We start from the raw sequence: 14,665 nt of genomic DNA, 5'->3' as shown, positions 1-14,665 counted from the left end.
ACCTGTTGATGAACATCCCTGTCCGTAGAACTGCAACCCTCGCCCTGTTGTTGCTGGCCGCTCTGCCCGCTTTCGCAGTCGAAGCCGCCAGCACGCAGAAGCCGATCGCGGTGCAGATGTACACCTTGCGCGATGCCGGCTCGCTCGATCAGCAGTTGAAGATCGTCCACGACGCAGGCGTGCATGCGGTGGAAACGGTGGGCACGCAGGGCGTCAGCGCCCCCGAACTCAAGCAGCTGCTGGACCGGTATTCGATCAAGGCGATTTCTTCGCACGTGGCACTGGCCGAGCTGCGCAAGGACCTGGACGGCGTGGTGGCGTTCAACCGCTCGATCGGAAACACGACGCTGGTGGTGCCCTACCTGGACAAGAAGGATCGCCCGAGCGATGCCGCCGGCTGGACCGCCCTGGGCCAGGAACTGGGCCAGATTGCAAAGCAGGTGCGCGGCAAGGGTATGCGCCTGGCCTACCACAACCACGACTTCGAACTTGCCGATTTCAACGGAAGGACCGGCCTGGAACTGCTGTTCGCTGCTGCCGGCCCCGACCTGCAGACCGAGCTGGACCTGGCCTGGGTGGCACGCTCCGGACACGACCCGGCGGTGATGCTGGGCAAGTTCCGCGGCCGCCTGTTCGCGGTACACGCCAAGGACAATGCGCCCAAGGGCCAGGCCGAAGATGAAGGCGGATTCGCGGCGGTGGGCCAGGGCGTTCTCGACTGGAACGCGATCCTGCCTGCTGCGGCAGCCGCCGGCGTGCCTTGGTACATCATCGAGCACGACCAGCCACGCGATCCGGCCAAGGTGATCCTGACCGGCGCGGACTACCTGCGTGAACACCTGACCACGAATGCGCCTGCCCATGCGCGGCGCTGACGCATCAAGGAGCCCCACATGAAAATGATACTGGCAACGGCGGTGGCCCTGGGCGGCATGAGCGTTGCGACAGCTGCCTGGTGCAAGGACGACCCGGCTGCCGGTGCAAAGCTCTACACCGCGAACTGCGTGGCCTGCCACGGCGCCGACCGCGCAGGCATGCCGGGCGCGTTCCCGGCGCTCACCGACATCGGCAAGCGCATGCCACCCGCGCAGATCAAGGAAAAGATCAGCAAGGGCGGCGGATTGATGCCGCCCTTTTCCCAGCTGTCACAGCAGGAGATCAATGACATCGCCAGCTACCTGGCGAAGTGAGCGGCCGGCGACCACGCCGGCCGCGTGCCACTACAGTTCGCGCACCCAGATGTTGCGGTAGCTGACCTTGGAGTCATGCTCCTGCAGATAGAGCGGCGCGCACGCATGGGGCGCGTACGAAGGCGCACCGATGTACTCGGTCTTGCCTGCCAGCACGGTGTCGTCCTGTACCAGCACGCCGTTATGCAACACGGTGATGCGCGCGGGCGACGTCAGGCCGCCGCCCTGCGAGAAGCGCGGGGCCTTCCAGAGGATGTCGTAGACCTGCCACTGGCCCGGTGCGCGCGAGGCGTTCACCCGCGGCATGGCCTGCTTGTAGATCGAACCCGCCTGGCCATTGGCATAGGTCGGGTTGTTGTAACTGTCGAGCACCTGCAGCTCATACAGTTCCTGCAGGAAGATGCCGCTGTTGCCCCGGTTCTGGCCGTCGAAGCCTTTCGTCTCGGTGGGGGTACGCCATTCGACATGCAGCTGGACATCGCAGAAGCGCTGCCGGGTGCGGATGCCCTTGCTGCCCGGAACGACGGTCATGGCGCCGTCAGCAACCTTCCAGGGCACGCGCCCGCCCTGCTCCGATTCCCACGCGGAGACATCCTTGCCATCGAACAGCACGATGGCGTCGGACGGCGCCTTGCCCGCGGGCGTTGCCACGACTGCAGGCACCGGCGTCCACACCTCGGTCTTCTTCGGATCACGTGCAGCGTCGACGCTGTCCTGCGCGAATGCAGATGTGGCGGCCAGCAGGCCGGCCGTGATCAACGCAGGGCGGATCATCAGGGGGGTGTCCATCAGCTGGTCCCCCACGCGGGCGTACCGGGGACATAGGCGAGGTCGCCGTCGTAGCGACCCGGCACCGCGACGTACTGCAGCACCCCTGTTGCACCGACTTTGGAAGTGAAGAAGCCGAAGATGGCCAACTGCTTGAGCATCGTGAAGTAGTGCGGCATCGCCTCGCCCTCTTCAGGCGTACCGGTCTCGGTCACATCGGCCTTGCGTGCCTTGGCCTCCGCATCCAGAGCACGCAGCAGTTCGGTACGGGCTTCCGGCGTGAGCGATACGAACCGGCCACCCGCGCGCTTGTCGATGTCGACCAGTCCGGCGCGGAACGTCGCCTGCTGCCGGGCGGTGTAGCAGTCGGTGACGAACGTCGCCATGAACGCACCGGCGCCCGCGTCCTTCGCCCCGGGCGTTCGGGTCCGCGGCAGGATGGTCTCGGCGATCTCGCCCAGCGTGCCGATTTCGGCATCGGAGAAATGGATCTTCGTGGCGGCAGCCGGCACCTTGCCATGCACCAGCGCCGGCAGCCCGACCATCGCCGCACCGGTGGCGGCCACGATCATCTTCAACAGTTCGCGACGATCCATCACAGGTTCCCCGCTTTCAGTTCGCGCACGGCGTGGTCGGCAGCGCGCGCCGTCAGCGCCATGTAGGTCAACGAGGGATTCACACAGGCGCTGGAGGTCATGCAGGCACCGTCGGTGACGTAGACGTTGGGCGCATCCCAGACCTGGTTGTGTGCGTTCAATACGGAGCTCCTGCGGTCACGTCCCATCCGCGCCGTTCCCATTTCGTGGATGCCCTTGCCCGGGGCATAGTCGTTGTCGTGCATCTTCACGTCCTTGACGCCGGCCGCTTCCAGCATCTCGGCCGCGTCGGCGGCCATGTCCTTGCGCATCGCCAGTTCGTTGGCACGCATGGCAACGTCCATCGCCAGCACCGGCAGTCCCCACTTGTCCTTGCGGTCGTGGTCCAGGCGGATGGTGTTGTCGTGGTGCGGCAGCATCTCGCCGAAACCGGTCATGCCGATCCGCCAGTCACCCGGCACGGTCAGTGCCTCCTTCAGGTCGGCACCGATGTTCAATTCGGCGATCTCGCGCGACCAGCCGTTACGGCTGGCACCGCCCTGGTAGCCGAACCCGCGCAGGTAGGCGCGCTTGTCGGCCGCGACGTTGCGGAAACGCGGAATGTAGAAGCCGCAGGGACGGCGGCCGAAGTAGTACTTGTCTTCGTAGCCCTCGACCCGGCCCGAGGCGCCCGCACCGAAGTGATGGTCCATCACGTTGTGCCCCAACTCGCCCGACGAAGAGCCCAGCCCGCCGTCCCAGACGTCGGTAGCCGAATTCATCAGCAGCCACGTCGAGTTGAACGACGACGCATTGAGGAAGATGACCTTGGCGGTGTACTGGTAGGTCTGCCCGGTCTCAGCGTCGATCATCTCCACCCCACGCGCACGCTTGCGATCCTTGTCATAGAGCACTTCCTTGACGATCGAGAACGGCCGCAAGGTCAGGTTGCCGGTCTTCATCGCCGCTGGCAGTGTCGCCGCCTGGGTCGAGAAGTAGGCACCGAAGGGACAGCCCAGGATGCACTTGTTGCGGTACTGGCAATTGACGCGCCCCTGCTCCGGCATCGGCTTGGTGATGTTGGCGGTGCGCGAGTGGATCATATGGCGCGTTCCGCCGAAGGCCTTCTTGATCCGCGCGGCCACATCCTTTTCGACGATGTTCAAGGGAATCGGCGGCAGGAACTCGCCGTCCGGCAGCACGTCCAGTCCTTCGCGCGTGCCGGCGATGCCGGCGAACTTTTCCACGTAGTCGTACCACGGCGCGATGTCGGCGTAGCGGATCGGCCAGTCAGCGGCGATACCGTCCTTGAGATTCGCCTCGAAATCCAGATCGGAGAAACGATAGCTCTGCCGCCCCCACAGCAGCGAGCGGCCGCCGACGTGGTAGCCACGGAACCAGTCGAAACGTTTGGTCTCGATGTAGGGTGAGTCCTGTTCGTTGGCCCACATTCCTTCCAGATTCTCGGCCAGGCCGTAGTCGCGCATCAGCACCGGGAACTCGGCCTTCATCGCCTGCGTTGGCCGGTTGCGGTGGGGGAAGTCCCACGCTTCCTTCATCGCGTTGACGTAGTCCTTGACGTGCTCGATGTTGCGTCCGCGTTCCAGCATCAGGACCTTCAGGCCCTTCTCGGTCAGCTCCTTCGCCGCCCAACCGCCACTGATTCCCGAGCCAACAACAATGGCGTCGTAGTGATTATCTGCCATGGGTTTCTCACCTGGGTGGATATCGTTTCAGACGTCGCAGAGGCGGATCGCCTCGCGCAATGAGGCAACGGGATCGGGCGCTGCAGGCGTGAACTCCTGCGCCAGATACCCCTTGAAACCGGTGTCGCGGATTGCGCGACAGATGGCCGGATAGTGGAGCTCCTGCTGGTCTCCAATCTCGTTCCGGCCAGGCACGCCTGCGGTGTGGTAATGCTTGAAGCAGGCGTGGTGTTTTCCAATGGTGGCGATGATGTCGCCTTCCATGATCTGCATGTGGTAGATGTCGTAGAGCAGGCCGAAGTTGTCCGAGCCAAGCCGCTGGCACAACTCCACGCCCCAGGCCGAGCGGTCGCACAGGTAGTCGCGATGGTCGACCCTGGAGTTCAGCAGCTCCATCACCAGCACCACGCCGCGCTTCTCGGCATGCCCGAGGATGCGCTTGAGGCCAGCCTCGGCATTGGCCATGCCGTCATGGGGGTCCATGCCGCTGCGGTTGCCGGAGAAGCAGATGAGATTGCGGTAACCGGCATCAGCGACCAGATCGATGTGCCGCGTGTAGCGCTCCACCAGCTGGTCGTGGAATTCGCGGCCGGCGAAGCCCTTGGTCAGGCCCAGCTCCGCGCCGTTGCACATCGAGCTGTACACGCCATTCGCCTTCAGCGTTGGCCAGTCTTCCGGGCCGACCAGATCGATGGCGGCAAAGCCGATGTCCTTCACCGTCGCGCAGAGCTGGGCGACGGACAGCTGCGGGAAGGTCCAGCGGGCGACGGAATGCTTCAGGTTGCCCTTGAGCGGCGCCGTGGCGGCGAATGCGGGCAGCGCTCCCGCGGCCGTCACAGCCCCCAGACCAATGCTGCCGGCAACCGCGATGCGCAGCGCATCGCGCCGCGTGAGCCCCCTCGAAGGAGCCGGTCTGATCGAATGGATGGACATCCACCTTCCGGCCTCCCAACCGGTATCAAACGCAACAATTCACAGCAATGCAATCGATTGCACCATAGGGGAGGAATTTGTCTCTTTGCAAGTCGCGGTGCACGAAAACTGATGCTGCGAAGCACAACGCAGATGACATCGCGCAAAAAGAAAAGCCCCGCATGAGCGGGGCTTTCTTTTCTGCTGCGAACGAGCGTTCGATCAGAACGGAATATCGTCGTCAGCGAAGTCGTCCATCGGCGGCGCCTGCTGCGGCTGCGGGCGCTGGTTGCCCCCCTGGTTGCCGTAGCCGCCCCCCTGGTTGCCGCCCTGGTTGCCATAGCCACCACCCTGGCCGCCACGCTGGCCACCGCCACCGCCGCCGTACTCCTGGCGCGGAGTCTGCTGGCGCTGCGGGCGCTCGCCGCCGTAGTTGCCACCACCACCGCCACCGCCGCCTTCACCACGGCCGCCCAGCATCTGCATTTCATCAGCGATGATATCGGTGGAGTACTTCTCCACGCCGTCCTGGCCGGTGTACTTGTCGTAGCGCAGGCTGCCCTCGACGTAGACCGAGCTGCCCTTGCGCAGGTACTCGCCGGCGATCTCACCGAGCTTGCCGAAGAACACCACGCGGTGCCATTCGGTGCGCTCCTGCTGGTTGCCATCCTTGTCCTTGCGGACGCTGGTGGTGGCCAGGCTGATGCGGGTGATCGCCATGCCGCCCTGGGTGTACTTCACGTCCGGGTCGTTGCCGAGATTGCCGACCAGGATGACTTTGTTGATGCCGCGCGCCATAGGTACCTTCGTCCGTTGTCCAGGGGCAGACCGCCAGTGATAGCACAGCCCCGGCCGGGGGTGCAGTACGCTGGGCCGCCCCTGGTGAAATTTGGGGGAATGCGAGAACGATGCATCTTAGCATTGCCGCCGCCATCCGCCCGGTCAGGAGATCCCGACAGCATCGAAGGATCAGGCTGATTTCCTTGTCCGGCAATGACTTACCTTCGCTCCGACGAACGCATGCGGGGGCATTCGCGTCTGCCCATGGCATCATGCCCGGGCACCTTCCACCTGGCCCCTGCCACCCGCACATGACCATCAAAGGCAAAGCCACCTCCCTGGACATCGCCCATCTGGCCGGGGTCTCCCAGCCGACCGTGTCGCGGGCCCTGCGTGGCAGCCCGATGGTCAACGCAGAGACCCGCGAGCGCATCCTGCGCATCGCCCGCGAGCTGAACTACAAGGTCGACAAGAACGCCTCCAGCCTGCGTCTGCGCAACGCCGGCACCCTGGCCCTGCTGTTCTTCGAGGACCCGACCAACGACGATTCGCTGATCAACCCGTTCTTCCATTCGATGCTGGGCTCGATCACCCGCGCCTGCGCCCTGCACGGGCAGGACCTGCTGGTCTCGTTCCAGCAGCTGTCCACCGACTGGCAGGCCGATTACGAGGACAGCAACAAGGCCGACGGCATCATCCTGCTCGGTTACGGCGACTACCACGAATCGCGCGACCGCCTGCAGCGGCTGGTCGAACAGGGCACGCATTTCGTGCGCTGGGGCGCCGCCCTGCCCGGCCAGCCGGGCGTGTCGATCGGCAGCGACAACTTCCAGGGCGGGCACGACATCACCACCCACCTGTTGCAGCAGGGCTGCCGCCGCATCGCCTTCCTCGGTCATGCCTCCAGCCATTACCCCGAATTCCAGGAGCGCTACCGCGGCCACGTCGCGGCCCTGCAGGACCACGGCCTGGCCGCCGAACCGGCGCTGCAGCACGATGCGATCACCACCGAGGCGTCCGGCCAGGAGGCCTGCCAGCTGCTGCTGGCGCGTGGCGAACCACTCGATGCGATCTGTGCGGCCAGCGACCTGATCGCCATCGGTGCGATCCGCGCCCTGCGCGAAGCCGGCCTGCGGGTGCCGCAGGACGTGGCGGTGACCGGTTTCGACGACATCCCGCTGGCAGCCTCTGTGTCCCCTGCGCTGACGACCGTGCAGCAGGACACCAAGCAGGCCGGCCAGCTGCTGGTGGAGCGCCTGCTGGCGCTGATCGGCCGACAGCCGGTGGACAGCCAGAGCATCCCGGTGAAGCTGGTGGTGCGGGAATCGTCGCTGCGCTGAGGCGGCAGCGTCGGCTATGCTGCACCCACCCGCCGGGCGCGCCCCGGCATCGCATGCCCCACCCGGGAGAAGGCCTTTGTCCTCCGCCAGCGTCCACTTCCCGCACCGGTAACGGCGGCGAAAGCCACGCTGCGTCACGATTGACGCCCGCGGCCCTCCTCGTACCGGTCATGCCCGCTTCGGGCACTTCCACCTGTCGAGGTTCCCATGCTTTCACCTGTTTCCGCGCTTGATCTGCGCGCACTGTTGTCACGCCCCTGCTCCGCGGACGATGCCATCGCACCGCTGCCCGTACTGACGATGCTGGCCGACCTGGCCGAGCGCATCGAAACGCTGTTCGCGCCCGCTGCCTGGCAGGTCGTGGATGCCGGCCAGCCAGTTGGGCTGTTCTCACTGACCCGCCCGCCGGAGCAGGGCGTGCTGGATATCGGCTATGGCATCGCCCCGGCACATCAGGGGCGGGGCCTGGCGGGCCGGGCACTGGCCGAACTGGTGACCTGGGCGCGGCACGATGCGCGCGTGTGCTGTCTCACCGCTGAAACGGCTGTGCGCAATGCACGCTCGCAGGCAGTACTGCGCCGCAACGGCTTCATGGTCACCGGTCGGCGCATCGACGCCGAAGACGGCCCAGTGGTGTGCTGGCAGCTGCCGGTCAACAGCGACTGACGCAGCTGCGGGAGCGGGCGGTGGCCTCCACCGCCCCTCCCAACGCACAGCGGCAGGCGCCTCCCCCCATGACCAACGGCGGATGCGCACGGAGGCCGATGCGCGGATAACGCGCAGACACGCTCATGGAAAGGTGTACGTCACATGCTGAAGATCGATTCGCTGTCGAAGACGTACGCTAATGGCGTGCATGCCCTCAACAACGTCAGCCTGGACATCCCACGCGGCATGTTCGGCCTGCTCGGCCCGAACGGCGCCGGCAAGTCGTCGCTGATGCGCACGCTGTCCACCTTGCAGGAGGCCGACAGTGGTACGGCCACACTCACCATTCCAGGCGAGGCGCCGATCGATGTACTGCGCGACAAGGACGCGGTGCGCCGCCGACTGGGCTACCTGCCGCAGGACTTCGGCGTCTACCCCAAGGTCAGCGCGCTGGACCTGCTGGAGCATTTCGCTGTACTCAAGGGCCTGACCCAGCGCGCCCAGCGGCGCGAAGTGGTCGATGGACTGCTGCAGCAGGTAAACCTGTGGGACGCACGCAAGCGCAAACTCGGCACGTACTCCGGCGGCATGCGCCAGCGCTTCGGCATTGCCCAGGCGCTGCTCGGCGACCCGCGTCTGGTGATCGTCGACGAACCCACCGCCGGCCTCGACCCCGAGGAACGCAACCGCTTCCTCAACCTGTTGGCGGCGATCGGCGAGAACGTGGCGGTGATCCTGTCCACCCACATCGTCGAGGACGTGACCGACCTGTGCCCGACGATGGCGATCATGAACAAGGGCCAGGTACTGCTGACCGGGCGACCGGCCGATGCCATCGACGCGTTGCAGCAGCAGGTCTGGCGCAAGCAGGTCGATCCTTCGGAACTGGCCGACCACGAGGTGCGCTACGTGGTGCTTTCCACGCGCCTGGTCGGGGGACGCCCGGTGATCCACGTGCACAGCGCCAACGACCCTGGCGATGGCTTCGCGGCCGTGGCTCCCGACCTTGAGGACGTGTACTTCCAGCGCCTGCGCCTGCAGGCCCGTGCCCGCGCGGCGGCCTGAGCGGAGCACACCATGATCCTCGACTTCTTCCGCTTCGAGCTGCGCGAGCAGCTGCGTTCCCCGCTGCTATGGCTGCTGGCCGGGCTGTTCGCCCTGCTCGCCTTCGCTGCCGCCTCCAGCGATGCGGTGCAGATCGGTGGCGGCACCGGCAACGTGCACAGCAACGCGCCCACCGTGATCGCGCAGATGCTGGGCATCTTCACCCTGCTCGGCATGCTGGTCACCGCGCTGTTCGTCAGTAACGCGCTGTTGCGTGACTTCGAGCTCGGCACCGCCGAACTGATCTTCGCCAGCCCGGTGAAGCGCCGCGATTATCTGGCCGGGCGCATCGCTGCGGCACTGGCGTCCGGACTGCTGGTCTACGTGCTGATCGCATTCGGTCTGTGGCTGGCGCCGTTCATGCCCTGGGTCGATCCCGAACGCATGGGCCCGATCAGCTGGCAGGGCTATGCCTGGACCTTTGCGGTCATCGTCATTCCCAACCTGCTGTTCACCACCGCGCTGCTGTCGCTGCTGGCCGCGGTGACCCGCTCGATCCTGTGGGTCTACATCGGCCTGGTCGCCTACCTGGTGCTGTTCGGTGCCAGCGCGGCCCTGCTGCGCGACATCGACAACACCTGGATCGCGGTGCTGAGTGAGCCGCTCGGCATGCGTGCGCTGGGCCGCACCATCCGCTACTGGTCCACCGCCGAACGCAACAGCGGCATTCCCGCGCTGACCGGTTACCTGCTGGCCAACCGCGCCCTGTGGCTGGGCGTGGCCGCGGTGCTGTTCGCCGCCACGTTCGCGCTGTTCCGCACCGAACGCAGCGGCAGCCGCCGCCGGCGCTGGGGCCGCAGGCAGGCGCAACCGGTTGCCGATGCCAGCGTGGTCCGTCCCACCCGCGCGACGCTGCCGCGCGTGATACCGGCGTTCACAGCCACCACGGCGTGGCAGCAATTCCTTCGCCAGGTGCGTTTCGACACCGGCGGCGTACTGCGCAGCGTCCCGTTCATCGTGCTGCTGGTGCTGGGCCTGGCGAACTTCCTGCCCAGCGCCCTGTTCCGGCAGACGCTGTACGGCACCTCGATCTGGCCGGTCACCTCGCAGATGATCATGGGCCTGCAGGGGGCTTTCAGCTGGCTGCTGATCATCATCGTGCTGTTCTTCGCCGGCGAGCTGGTCTGGAAGGAGCGCGGCGCGCGCATCAATGAAGTGACCGACGCCATGCCGGTGCCGAACTGGGTGCCGCTGCTGGCCAAGTTCACCGCACTGGTGGCGGTGATCGCCTGTTTCCAGGCTGCCGGCGCGCTGGCTGCGATGAGCGTGCAGCTGGCCAAGGGCTACACGCACCTGGAGCCGCTGCTGTACCTGCGCAGTCTGGCGCTGGATTCGGTGGTGTACGTGCTGATGGGCGGCATGGCGCTGGTGCTGCAGGTGCTGACCAACAACAAGTTCATCGGCTACGCGCTGCTGATCGTGGTGATGATCGGCCAAGGCGTGCTGGGCATGCTCGACTACACGCAGAACATCTACAACTTCGGCAGCTGGCCGATCGCCCCATATTCGGACATGAACGGCTACGGCCACTTCCTCACCGGACAGCTGGCGTTCCAGGGCTATTGGGCGTTGTTCCTGCTCGCGTTGATGTGCGTGGCCTCCGCCTTCTGGGTGCGCGGTGTCAGCCAGGGGCTGCGCCAGCGCCTGGCCCTGGCCGGCCACCGCCTGCGTGGGCCGACCGGTGCCTTTGCGGCGTTGGCCGCAGCGGCGTTCGTCGCCGTGGGTGGCTGGCTGTACTGGAGCACCAACATCCGCAACGAGTTCATCTCGCCCGACCAGCAACTGGACCTGCAGGCCCGCTACGAGCGCGAGCTGTCGAAGTACCGCAACCTGCCGCAACCACGCATCGTCGCCGTGGACAACCGCGTGGACCTGTTCCCGGAATCGCAGTCGATGGTGATCGATGCGAACTGGACGATCCGCAACCTGCACGCGCAGCCCATCCAGGAACTGCATGTCTCGATGGGTGACGACAAGCAGCTGCTGGCGACCGATCTTGGCGGGCAGAAGCTGACCTTCCACGACAAGGATCTCGGCTACCGCATCTACCGGCTGGACACGCCACTGCAACCGGGCGAAAGCCGCGGCGTCCATTTCCGGGTGGCGCAGAAGCCCAATGGCATCACCGCCGGCCAGGCGCCGAGCAACCTCGTCGACAACGGCACGTTCTTCAACAGCCGTGTCCTGCCGTCGTTCGGCTACAACGAAGGCGCCGAGATCAGCGACCGCAACGAGCGGCGCAAGCGCGACCTGGGTGAGCCGCGGCGCATGCCCAAGCTGGAAGATGAAGCAGCACGCGCCAACACCTACATCTCCAACGATGCCGACTGGCTCGATTTCCGCACCACGGTGTGCACAGCACCGGACCAGGTCGCGCTGGCCCCGGGCTACCTGCAGCACGAGACCACGGTCAATGGCCGGCGCTGTTTCAGCTATGCCATGGATCGCCCGATGCTGAACTTCTACGCCTACCTGTCGGCGCGCTGGGACGTGCGCAAGGGCAGGTACAAGGACATTCCGATCGAGGTCTACTTCGACCCGGCGCACGGCTACAACGTGGACCGGATGATCGAGGCAGTGCAGAAGTCGCTGGCCTACTACGAAGCCAACTTCACCCCGTACCAGCACCGTCAGGTACGCATCATCGAGTTCCCAGGCTATGCGCGCTTCGCGCAGTCGTTCGCCAACACCATCCCCTACTCCGAGGCCATCGGCTTCATCGCTGACCTGCGTGACCCGGACAAGGTGGACTACGTTTTCTACGTGACCGCGCACGAAATCGCGCACCAGTGGTGGGCGCACCAGGTGATCGGTGCCAACGTGCAGGGCGCCACGGTGCTGTCCGAATCGCTGTCGCAGTACTCGGCGCTGATGGTGATGGAGCAGGAGTACGGCCGCCAGCACATGCGCCAGTTCCTCAAGCGCGAACTGGACGGCTACCTGTCCGGCCGCGGCGGCGAGGCCATCGAGGAACAGCCGCTGGAGCGCGTGGAGAACCAGCAGTACATCCACTACCAGAAGGGTTCGCTGGTGTTCTACCGGCTGCGCGAGGAGATCGGCGAGCAGGCGCTTAACCGGGCATTGAAGCGCTTCCTGCAGGACAAGGGATACCAGCAACCGCCCTACACCACCTCACGCGAGCTGCTGGACTACATCAGGGCCGAGACCCCGGCCGACCGCCAGCAGCTGGTCACCGACCTGTTCGAGAAGATCAGCTTCTACGACAACCGCGTGATGGCCGCCAGCGCCCGCAAGCGCGATGACGGCCGCTACGACGTGACCTTGGACCTGCACGCCGCCAAGCAGTACGCCGACGGCAAGGGCAAGGAGAGCGACGGAAAGATGGATGACTGGGTCGAGGTCGGCGTGTTCGCCAATGGTCCGTCGGGCAAGGAGCGCGACCAGAAGGTGCTGTACCTGCAGCGCCACCACATCACCAGCACCGATCCGGAGATCACGGTGACGGTGGATGAAAAGCCGGACGAAGCGGGCTTCGACCCGTACAACAAGCTGATCGACCGGGTGAGCGATGACAATCGACGCAAGGTAACGATGTGAGGTATGCGATGGTGCCGGTAGCGGCCGGCACCACCATCGACTGCGTGCATGGGAATGCAATGTGGTTGCGATGATCCATGGCTGAAGGTTCTGCTTTAGCTCACTACCCCGACTGATCGCCGGCACCGCGCGCAGTCCATCTGCAGTGCCGAGCCATGCCCGGCACCATCTGCCTGAAGACACTCCCCTGACGTCTGTCCCAGGCACAACCGCATCAGCAACGATGCCTCCTGCCGCACTTCGGCTCGCGCGCCCGCTTCCCATCTCCTGACATCACGTTGATCCAGAGTCCTTGCGCTTCGCGAGCAGACCGCTGATGCAAGGCGGATCGCCGCGCCCGCAATGTGGAGCTACGGAACGACCTCGAACACGAGGCGGGTCCACAGACATGATTCCTCATCCAAGGAGTTCCACTAGATGAAGCAGTGGCTTCTGCTGGGAACACATATCCTGATCGCCATGATCTCCTCCCTACTGGGAGGGCTCTACGTAATCCAGACGTTTCCCAGCCCGCGGCAGCAGTACAGCAATGAGCTTGCAATGTCGGTCCACCTTCTTTTCGACGAACAGGGGCAGGCGAGGGACGAGGCCGACCTTCGCCGCAGAATCTCCCTGAACATCGCCAACAGCCTGCACCTTTCCGCCAGATCACCGGGCAGGTCGGAGACAGAACTCGAGCGCCTGAGAGCCCTCAGCCGTCGGGTACTGCAGCAGGATCTGCTGAGATATGTCGAGCAGTCGGATGCGCGGCGCAATGCGCTTGACGGGGCCGTCCACCTGACACGCGACCTGCCAACACATGGCTCGCCCCCCGGTTAACGCCGGGACACGCCCGGCGGCTGGCGCCCTGCATGAGGGCATCAGCCGCGTGGCGGCGCCCCGGCCTTCGGCCCCAGCAAGGCCAGCAGTACATAGACCACGATCGAGGCGACGGTGCCCAGCGCCGCCGGCAACCCGAATGCCCACGCCGAACGACCCTGCTGGCGCGCCCACTGGGCCAGATGCCAGGCCGCGCCCAGGTTGATCAGCCAGGCAATGACGAACACCGGCCACAGCACCATGCCCACCGCGCGCAGCAGCGGCATGGACACCAGGGCGGCAACGATGGCCGCGATCAGGAAGATCAGGGCCGAGCGGGAATGACGTGCCGTGGATACGCTCATGCGGCCAACCTGCGCACCATCACCAGCACGCGATAGCTGCGGTTGTCGGCTTCCTGCAGCGGCTTCCATCCCAGCCGCGCATACAGACCACCGTCCAGGGCCTCGGTCTGCAGGTAGAGATCGGAAACCCCCATCCGCACCGCCTGCGCCGCTGCCTGCTCCACCAGCGCGCCAGCCAGCCCACGCCCACGATGGCTGTCGGCCACGAACACGCTGCCCAGCCAATGTTCGTACTGTGGGAACGCCTGCATTTCCCGCCGCTTGAGCTGCACGGCACCGACCAACTGGTCTCCATCGAATCCTGCGATCAGGTGCGGGAAACCTTCGGCATCCTGCGGCGGATTGAGCCGCTGCAGTTCCTGTTCCAGTGTCAGGCCGGCGTCCTGGCCCCATTCCGCGTGGTACCACTGGGCCAATTGCTGCCGTTCCGGCGCATTGACGGGTAATTCCCTGAATTCCATGGCGTAACCTCGCTGGGGAAGCGCTCTGTAGAGTCGAGCCATGCTCGACTCTACAGAGGTATTCAGCCCCGCGCGAAGTCCTTCAGGATCTCGCCCACGCCGCTGGGCGAGATCTCGAAGCCCAGCGAAGTACCCGGGTTGATCACCACGCCATAGCCACCCGGCACGCGGCGCAGCACGTCCAGCATCAGCCAGCGGATCTGGTGTTCGGCCTGCTGGCTGTAGATGCCCACCCGCGACGGATCGGTGAACACGGCCACGTGCAGGGTGCCCTGCTTGTCGAACAGCAGCGGGTCGAAGCCGCTGCCGTCGGGGGTGACCAGGCTGCCGGTCAGCAGCACCACCTCAGAGGCGACGAAGGCCTCCATGAAGGCGCGGATCGGCACCGCCCCGTCCATCGCCGCCTTCAGCAGGGTTTCGATCGGGGTCTGCGGGGCGAGGTCGGTCATGGCGTTACGGC

15 protein-coding genes are annotated in these 14,665 nt (G+C 65.6%); 7 read left to right on the top strand and 8 right to left on the bottom strand.

Annotated elements, in window-relative coordinates; genetic code table 11:
- Window positions 1-8 precede the first annotated feature (8 nt).
- Both EZ304_RS14995 and EZ304_RS14990 read left to right on the top strand, forming a co-directional pair.
- Window positions 9-875 carry a sugar phosphate isomerase/epimerase family protein gene (locus EZ304_RS14995; RefSeq protein ID WP_142807465.1) on the top strand — a complete coding sequence of 289 codons (867 nt, stop codon included), beginning with the start codon at window positions 9-11 and terminating at the stop codon, window positions 873-875.
- 18 nt (window positions 876-893) lie between these two features.
- Complete coding sequence (locus tag EZ304_RS14990) at window positions 894-1,190, top strand: c-type cytochrome (RefSeq protein ID WP_099553039.1); 297 nt, start codon at window positions 894-896, stop codon at window positions 1,188-1,190.
- 30 nt (window positions 1,191-1,220) lie between these two features.
- Here the strand turns inward: EZ304_RS14990 and EZ304_RS14985 are convergent, their stop codons facing one another.
- The 5 genes from EZ304_RS14985 to EZ304_RS14965 form a co-directional block, all read right to left on the bottom strand.
- Entirely contained in the window at window positions 1,221-1,979 is a 759-nt protein-coding gene (locus EZ304_RS14985; RefSeq protein ID WP_142807464.1) for a 3-keto-disaccharide hydrolase, read from the bottom strand.
- Window positions 1,979-2,554, bottom strand: coding sequence for a gluconate 2-dehydrogenase subunit 3 family protein (locus EZ304_RS14980; protein ID WP_142807463.1), 576 nt, complete (start codon window positions 2,552-2,554; stop codon window positions 1,979-1,981). The genes EZ304_RS14985 and EZ304_RS14980 overlap by 1 nt, the downstream gene beginning before the upstream one ends.
- Window positions 2,554-4,239: a GMC oxidoreductase gene (locus EZ304_RS14975; RefSeq protein ID WP_142807462.1), complete on the bottom strand. Its 1,686-nt coding sequence runs from the start codon at window positions 4,237-4,239 to the stop codon at window positions 2,554-2,556. The genes EZ304_RS14980 and EZ304_RS14975 overlap by 1 nt, the downstream gene beginning before the upstream one ends.
- A gap of 27 nt (window positions 4,240-4,266) precedes the next feature.
- Window positions 4,267-5,172 carry a hydroxypyruvate isomerase family protein gene (locus tag EZ304_RS14970; protein WP_142807461.1) on the bottom strand — a complete coding sequence of 302 codons (906 nt, stop codon included), beginning with the start codon at window positions 5,170-5,172 and terminating at the stop codon, window positions 4,267-4,269.
- Window positions 5,173-5,373: 201 nt separating this feature from the next.
- A complete protein-coding gene (locus EZ304_RS14965; protein ID WP_142807460.1) occupies window positions 5,374-5,949 on the bottom strand; it encodes a single-stranded DNA-binding protein in 576 nt (191 codons plus the stop codon).
- 293 nt (window positions 5,950-6,242) lie between these two features.
- Here EZ304_RS14965 and EZ304_RS14960 point away from each other — a divergent pair, with 293 nt between their 5' ends.
- The 5 genes from EZ304_RS14960 to EZ304_RS14940 all read left to right on the top strand — a co-directional run bounded on the left by EZ304_RS14960 (window position 6,243) and on the right by EZ304_RS14940 (window position 13,400).
- Window positions 6,243-7,271 (top strand): LacI family DNA-binding transcriptional regulator, encoded by a 1,029-nt coding sequence (locus EZ304_RS14960; protein WP_099553044.1) that lies wholly within the window; start codon window positions 6,243-6,245, stop codon window positions 7,269-7,271.
- Window positions 7,272-7,478: 207 nt separating this feature from the next.
- Complete coding sequence (locus EZ304_RS14955; protein WP_099553045.1) at window positions 7,479-7,937, top strand: GNAT family N-acetyltransferase; 459 nt, start codon at window positions 7,479-7,481, stop codon at window positions 7,935-7,937.
- Between the two features lie 144 nt (window positions 7,938-8,081).
- Window positions 8,082-8,984: an ABC transporter ATP-binding protein gene (locus tag EZ304_RS14950; protein ID WP_142807459.1), complete on the top strand. Its 903-nt coding sequence runs from the start codon at window positions 8,082-8,084 to the stop codon at window positions 8,982-8,984.
- Window positions 8,985-8,996: 12 nt separating this feature from the next.
- Window positions 8,997-12,581 (top strand): ABC transporter permease/M1 family aminopeptidase, encoded by a 3,585-nt coding sequence (locus EZ304_RS14945; RefSeq protein ID WP_142807458.1) that lies wholly within the window; start codon window positions 8,997-8,999, stop codon window positions 12,579-12,581.
- A gap of 417 nt (window positions 12,582-12,998) precedes the next feature.
- A complete protein-coding gene (locus EZ304_RS14940) occupies window positions 12,999-13,400 on the top strand; it encodes a hypothetical protein (protein ID WP_099553048.1) in 402 nt (133 codons plus the stop codon).
- Between the two features lie 41 nt (window positions 13,401-13,441).
- Here EZ304_RS14940 and EZ304_RS14935 read toward each other — a convergent pair whose 3' ends face one another.
- The 3 genes from EZ304_RS14935 to EZ304_RS14925 all read right to left on the bottom strand — a co-directional run bounded on the left by EZ304_RS14935 (window position 13,442) and on the right by EZ304_RS14925 (window position 14,654).
- Window positions 13,442-13,744, bottom strand: coding sequence for a hypothetical protein (locus EZ304_RS14935; protein WP_142807457.1), 303 nt, complete (start codon window positions 13,742-13,744; stop codon window positions 13,442-13,444).
- Entirely contained in the window at window positions 13,741-14,205 is a 465-nt protein-coding gene (locus EZ304_RS14930) for a GNAT family N-acetyltransferase (protein ID WP_099553050.1), read from the bottom strand. Before EZ304_RS14930 ends, EZ304_RS14935 begins: the two co-directional genes overlap by 4 nt.
- A gap of 62 nt (window positions 14,206-14,267) precedes the next feature.
- The gene (locus tag EZ304_RS14925) at window positions 14,268-14,654 is read right to left on the bottom strand and encodes an SseB family protein (protein ID WP_142807456.1); all 387 of its coding nucleotides are present in this window, start codon (window positions 14,652-14,654) and stop codon (window positions 14,268-14,270) included.
- Window positions 14,655-14,665 lie beyond the last annotated feature (11 nt).

The organism is Stenotrophomonas maltophilia, from assembly GCF_006974125.1.
In the GTDB taxonomy this organism is placed as follows: Bacteria; Pseudomonadota; Gammaproteobacteria; order Xanthomonadales; family Xanthomonadaceae; genus Stenotrophomonas; species Stenotrophomonas maltophilia_O.
The sequence above is the reverse complement of the archived record's forward strand: the minus strand, read 5'-3'. Positions and strand labels throughout refer to the sequence as shown.

What these genes read in the sequence shown, in the direction of transcription:
- EZ304_RS14995 (WP_142807465.1), top strand. Translation starts at nt 9, where the DNA reads ATGAACATCCCTGTCCGTAGAACTGCAACCCTCGCCCTGTTGTTGCTG.
- EZ304_RS14990 (WP_099553039.1), top strand. Translation starts at nt 894, where the DNA reads ATGAAAATGATACTGGCAACGGCGGTGGCCCTGGGCGGCATGAGCGTT.
- EZ304_RS14985 (WP_142807464.1), bottom strand. Translation starts at nt 1,979, where the DNA reads ATGGACACCCCCCTGATGATCCGCCCTGCGTTGATCACGGCCGGCCTG.
- EZ304_RS14980 (WP_142807463.1), bottom strand. Translation starts at nt 2,554, where the DNA reads ATGGATCGTCGCGAACTGTTGAAGATGATCGTGGCCGCCACCGGTGCG.
- EZ304_RS14975 (WP_142807462.1), bottom strand. Translation starts at nt 4,239, where the DNA reads ATGGCAGATAATCACTACGACGCCATTGTTGTTGGCTCGGGAATCAGT.
- EZ304_RS14970 (WP_142807461.1), bottom strand. Translation starts at nt 5,172, where the DNA reads ATGTCCATCCATTCGATCAGACCGGCTCCTTCGAGGGGGCTCACGCGG.
- EZ304_RS14965 (WP_142807460.1), bottom strand. Translation starts at nt 5,949, where the DNA reads ATGGCGCGCGGCATCAACAAAGTCATCCTGGTCGGCAATCTCGGCAAC.
- EZ304_RS14960 (WP_099553044.1), top strand. Translation starts at nt 6,243, where the DNA reads ATGACCATCAAAGGCAAAGCCACCTCCCTGGACATCGCCCATCTGGCC.
- EZ304_RS14955 (WP_099553045.1), top strand. Translation starts at nt 7,479, where the DNA reads ATGCTTTCACCTGTTTCCGCGCTTGATCTGCGCGCACTGTTGTCACGC.
- EZ304_RS14950 (WP_142807459.1), top strand. Translation starts at nt 8,082, where the DNA reads ATGCTGAAGATCGATTCGCTGTCGAAGACGTACGCTAATGGCGTGCAT.
- EZ304_RS14945 (WP_142807458.1), top strand. Translation starts at nt 8,997, where the DNA reads ATGATCCTCGACTTCTTCCGCTTCGAGCTGCGCGAGCAGCTGCGTTCC.
- EZ304_RS14940 (WP_099553048.1), top strand. Translation starts at nt 12,999, where the DNA reads ATGAAGCAGTGGCTTCTGCTGGGAACACATATCCTGATCGCCATGATC.
- EZ304_RS14935 (WP_142807457.1), bottom strand. Translation starts at nt 13,744, where the DNA reads ATGAGCGTATCCACGGCACGTCATTCCCGCTCGGCCCTGATCTTCCTG.
- EZ304_RS14930 (WP_099553050.1), bottom strand. Translation starts at nt 14,205, where the DNA reads ATGGAATTCAGGGAATTACCCGTCAATGCGCCGGAACGGCAGCAATTG.
- EZ304_RS14925 (WP_142807456.1), bottom strand. Translation starts at nt 14,654, where the DNA reads ATGACCGACCTCGCCCCGCAGACCCCGATCGAAACCCTGCTGAAGGCG.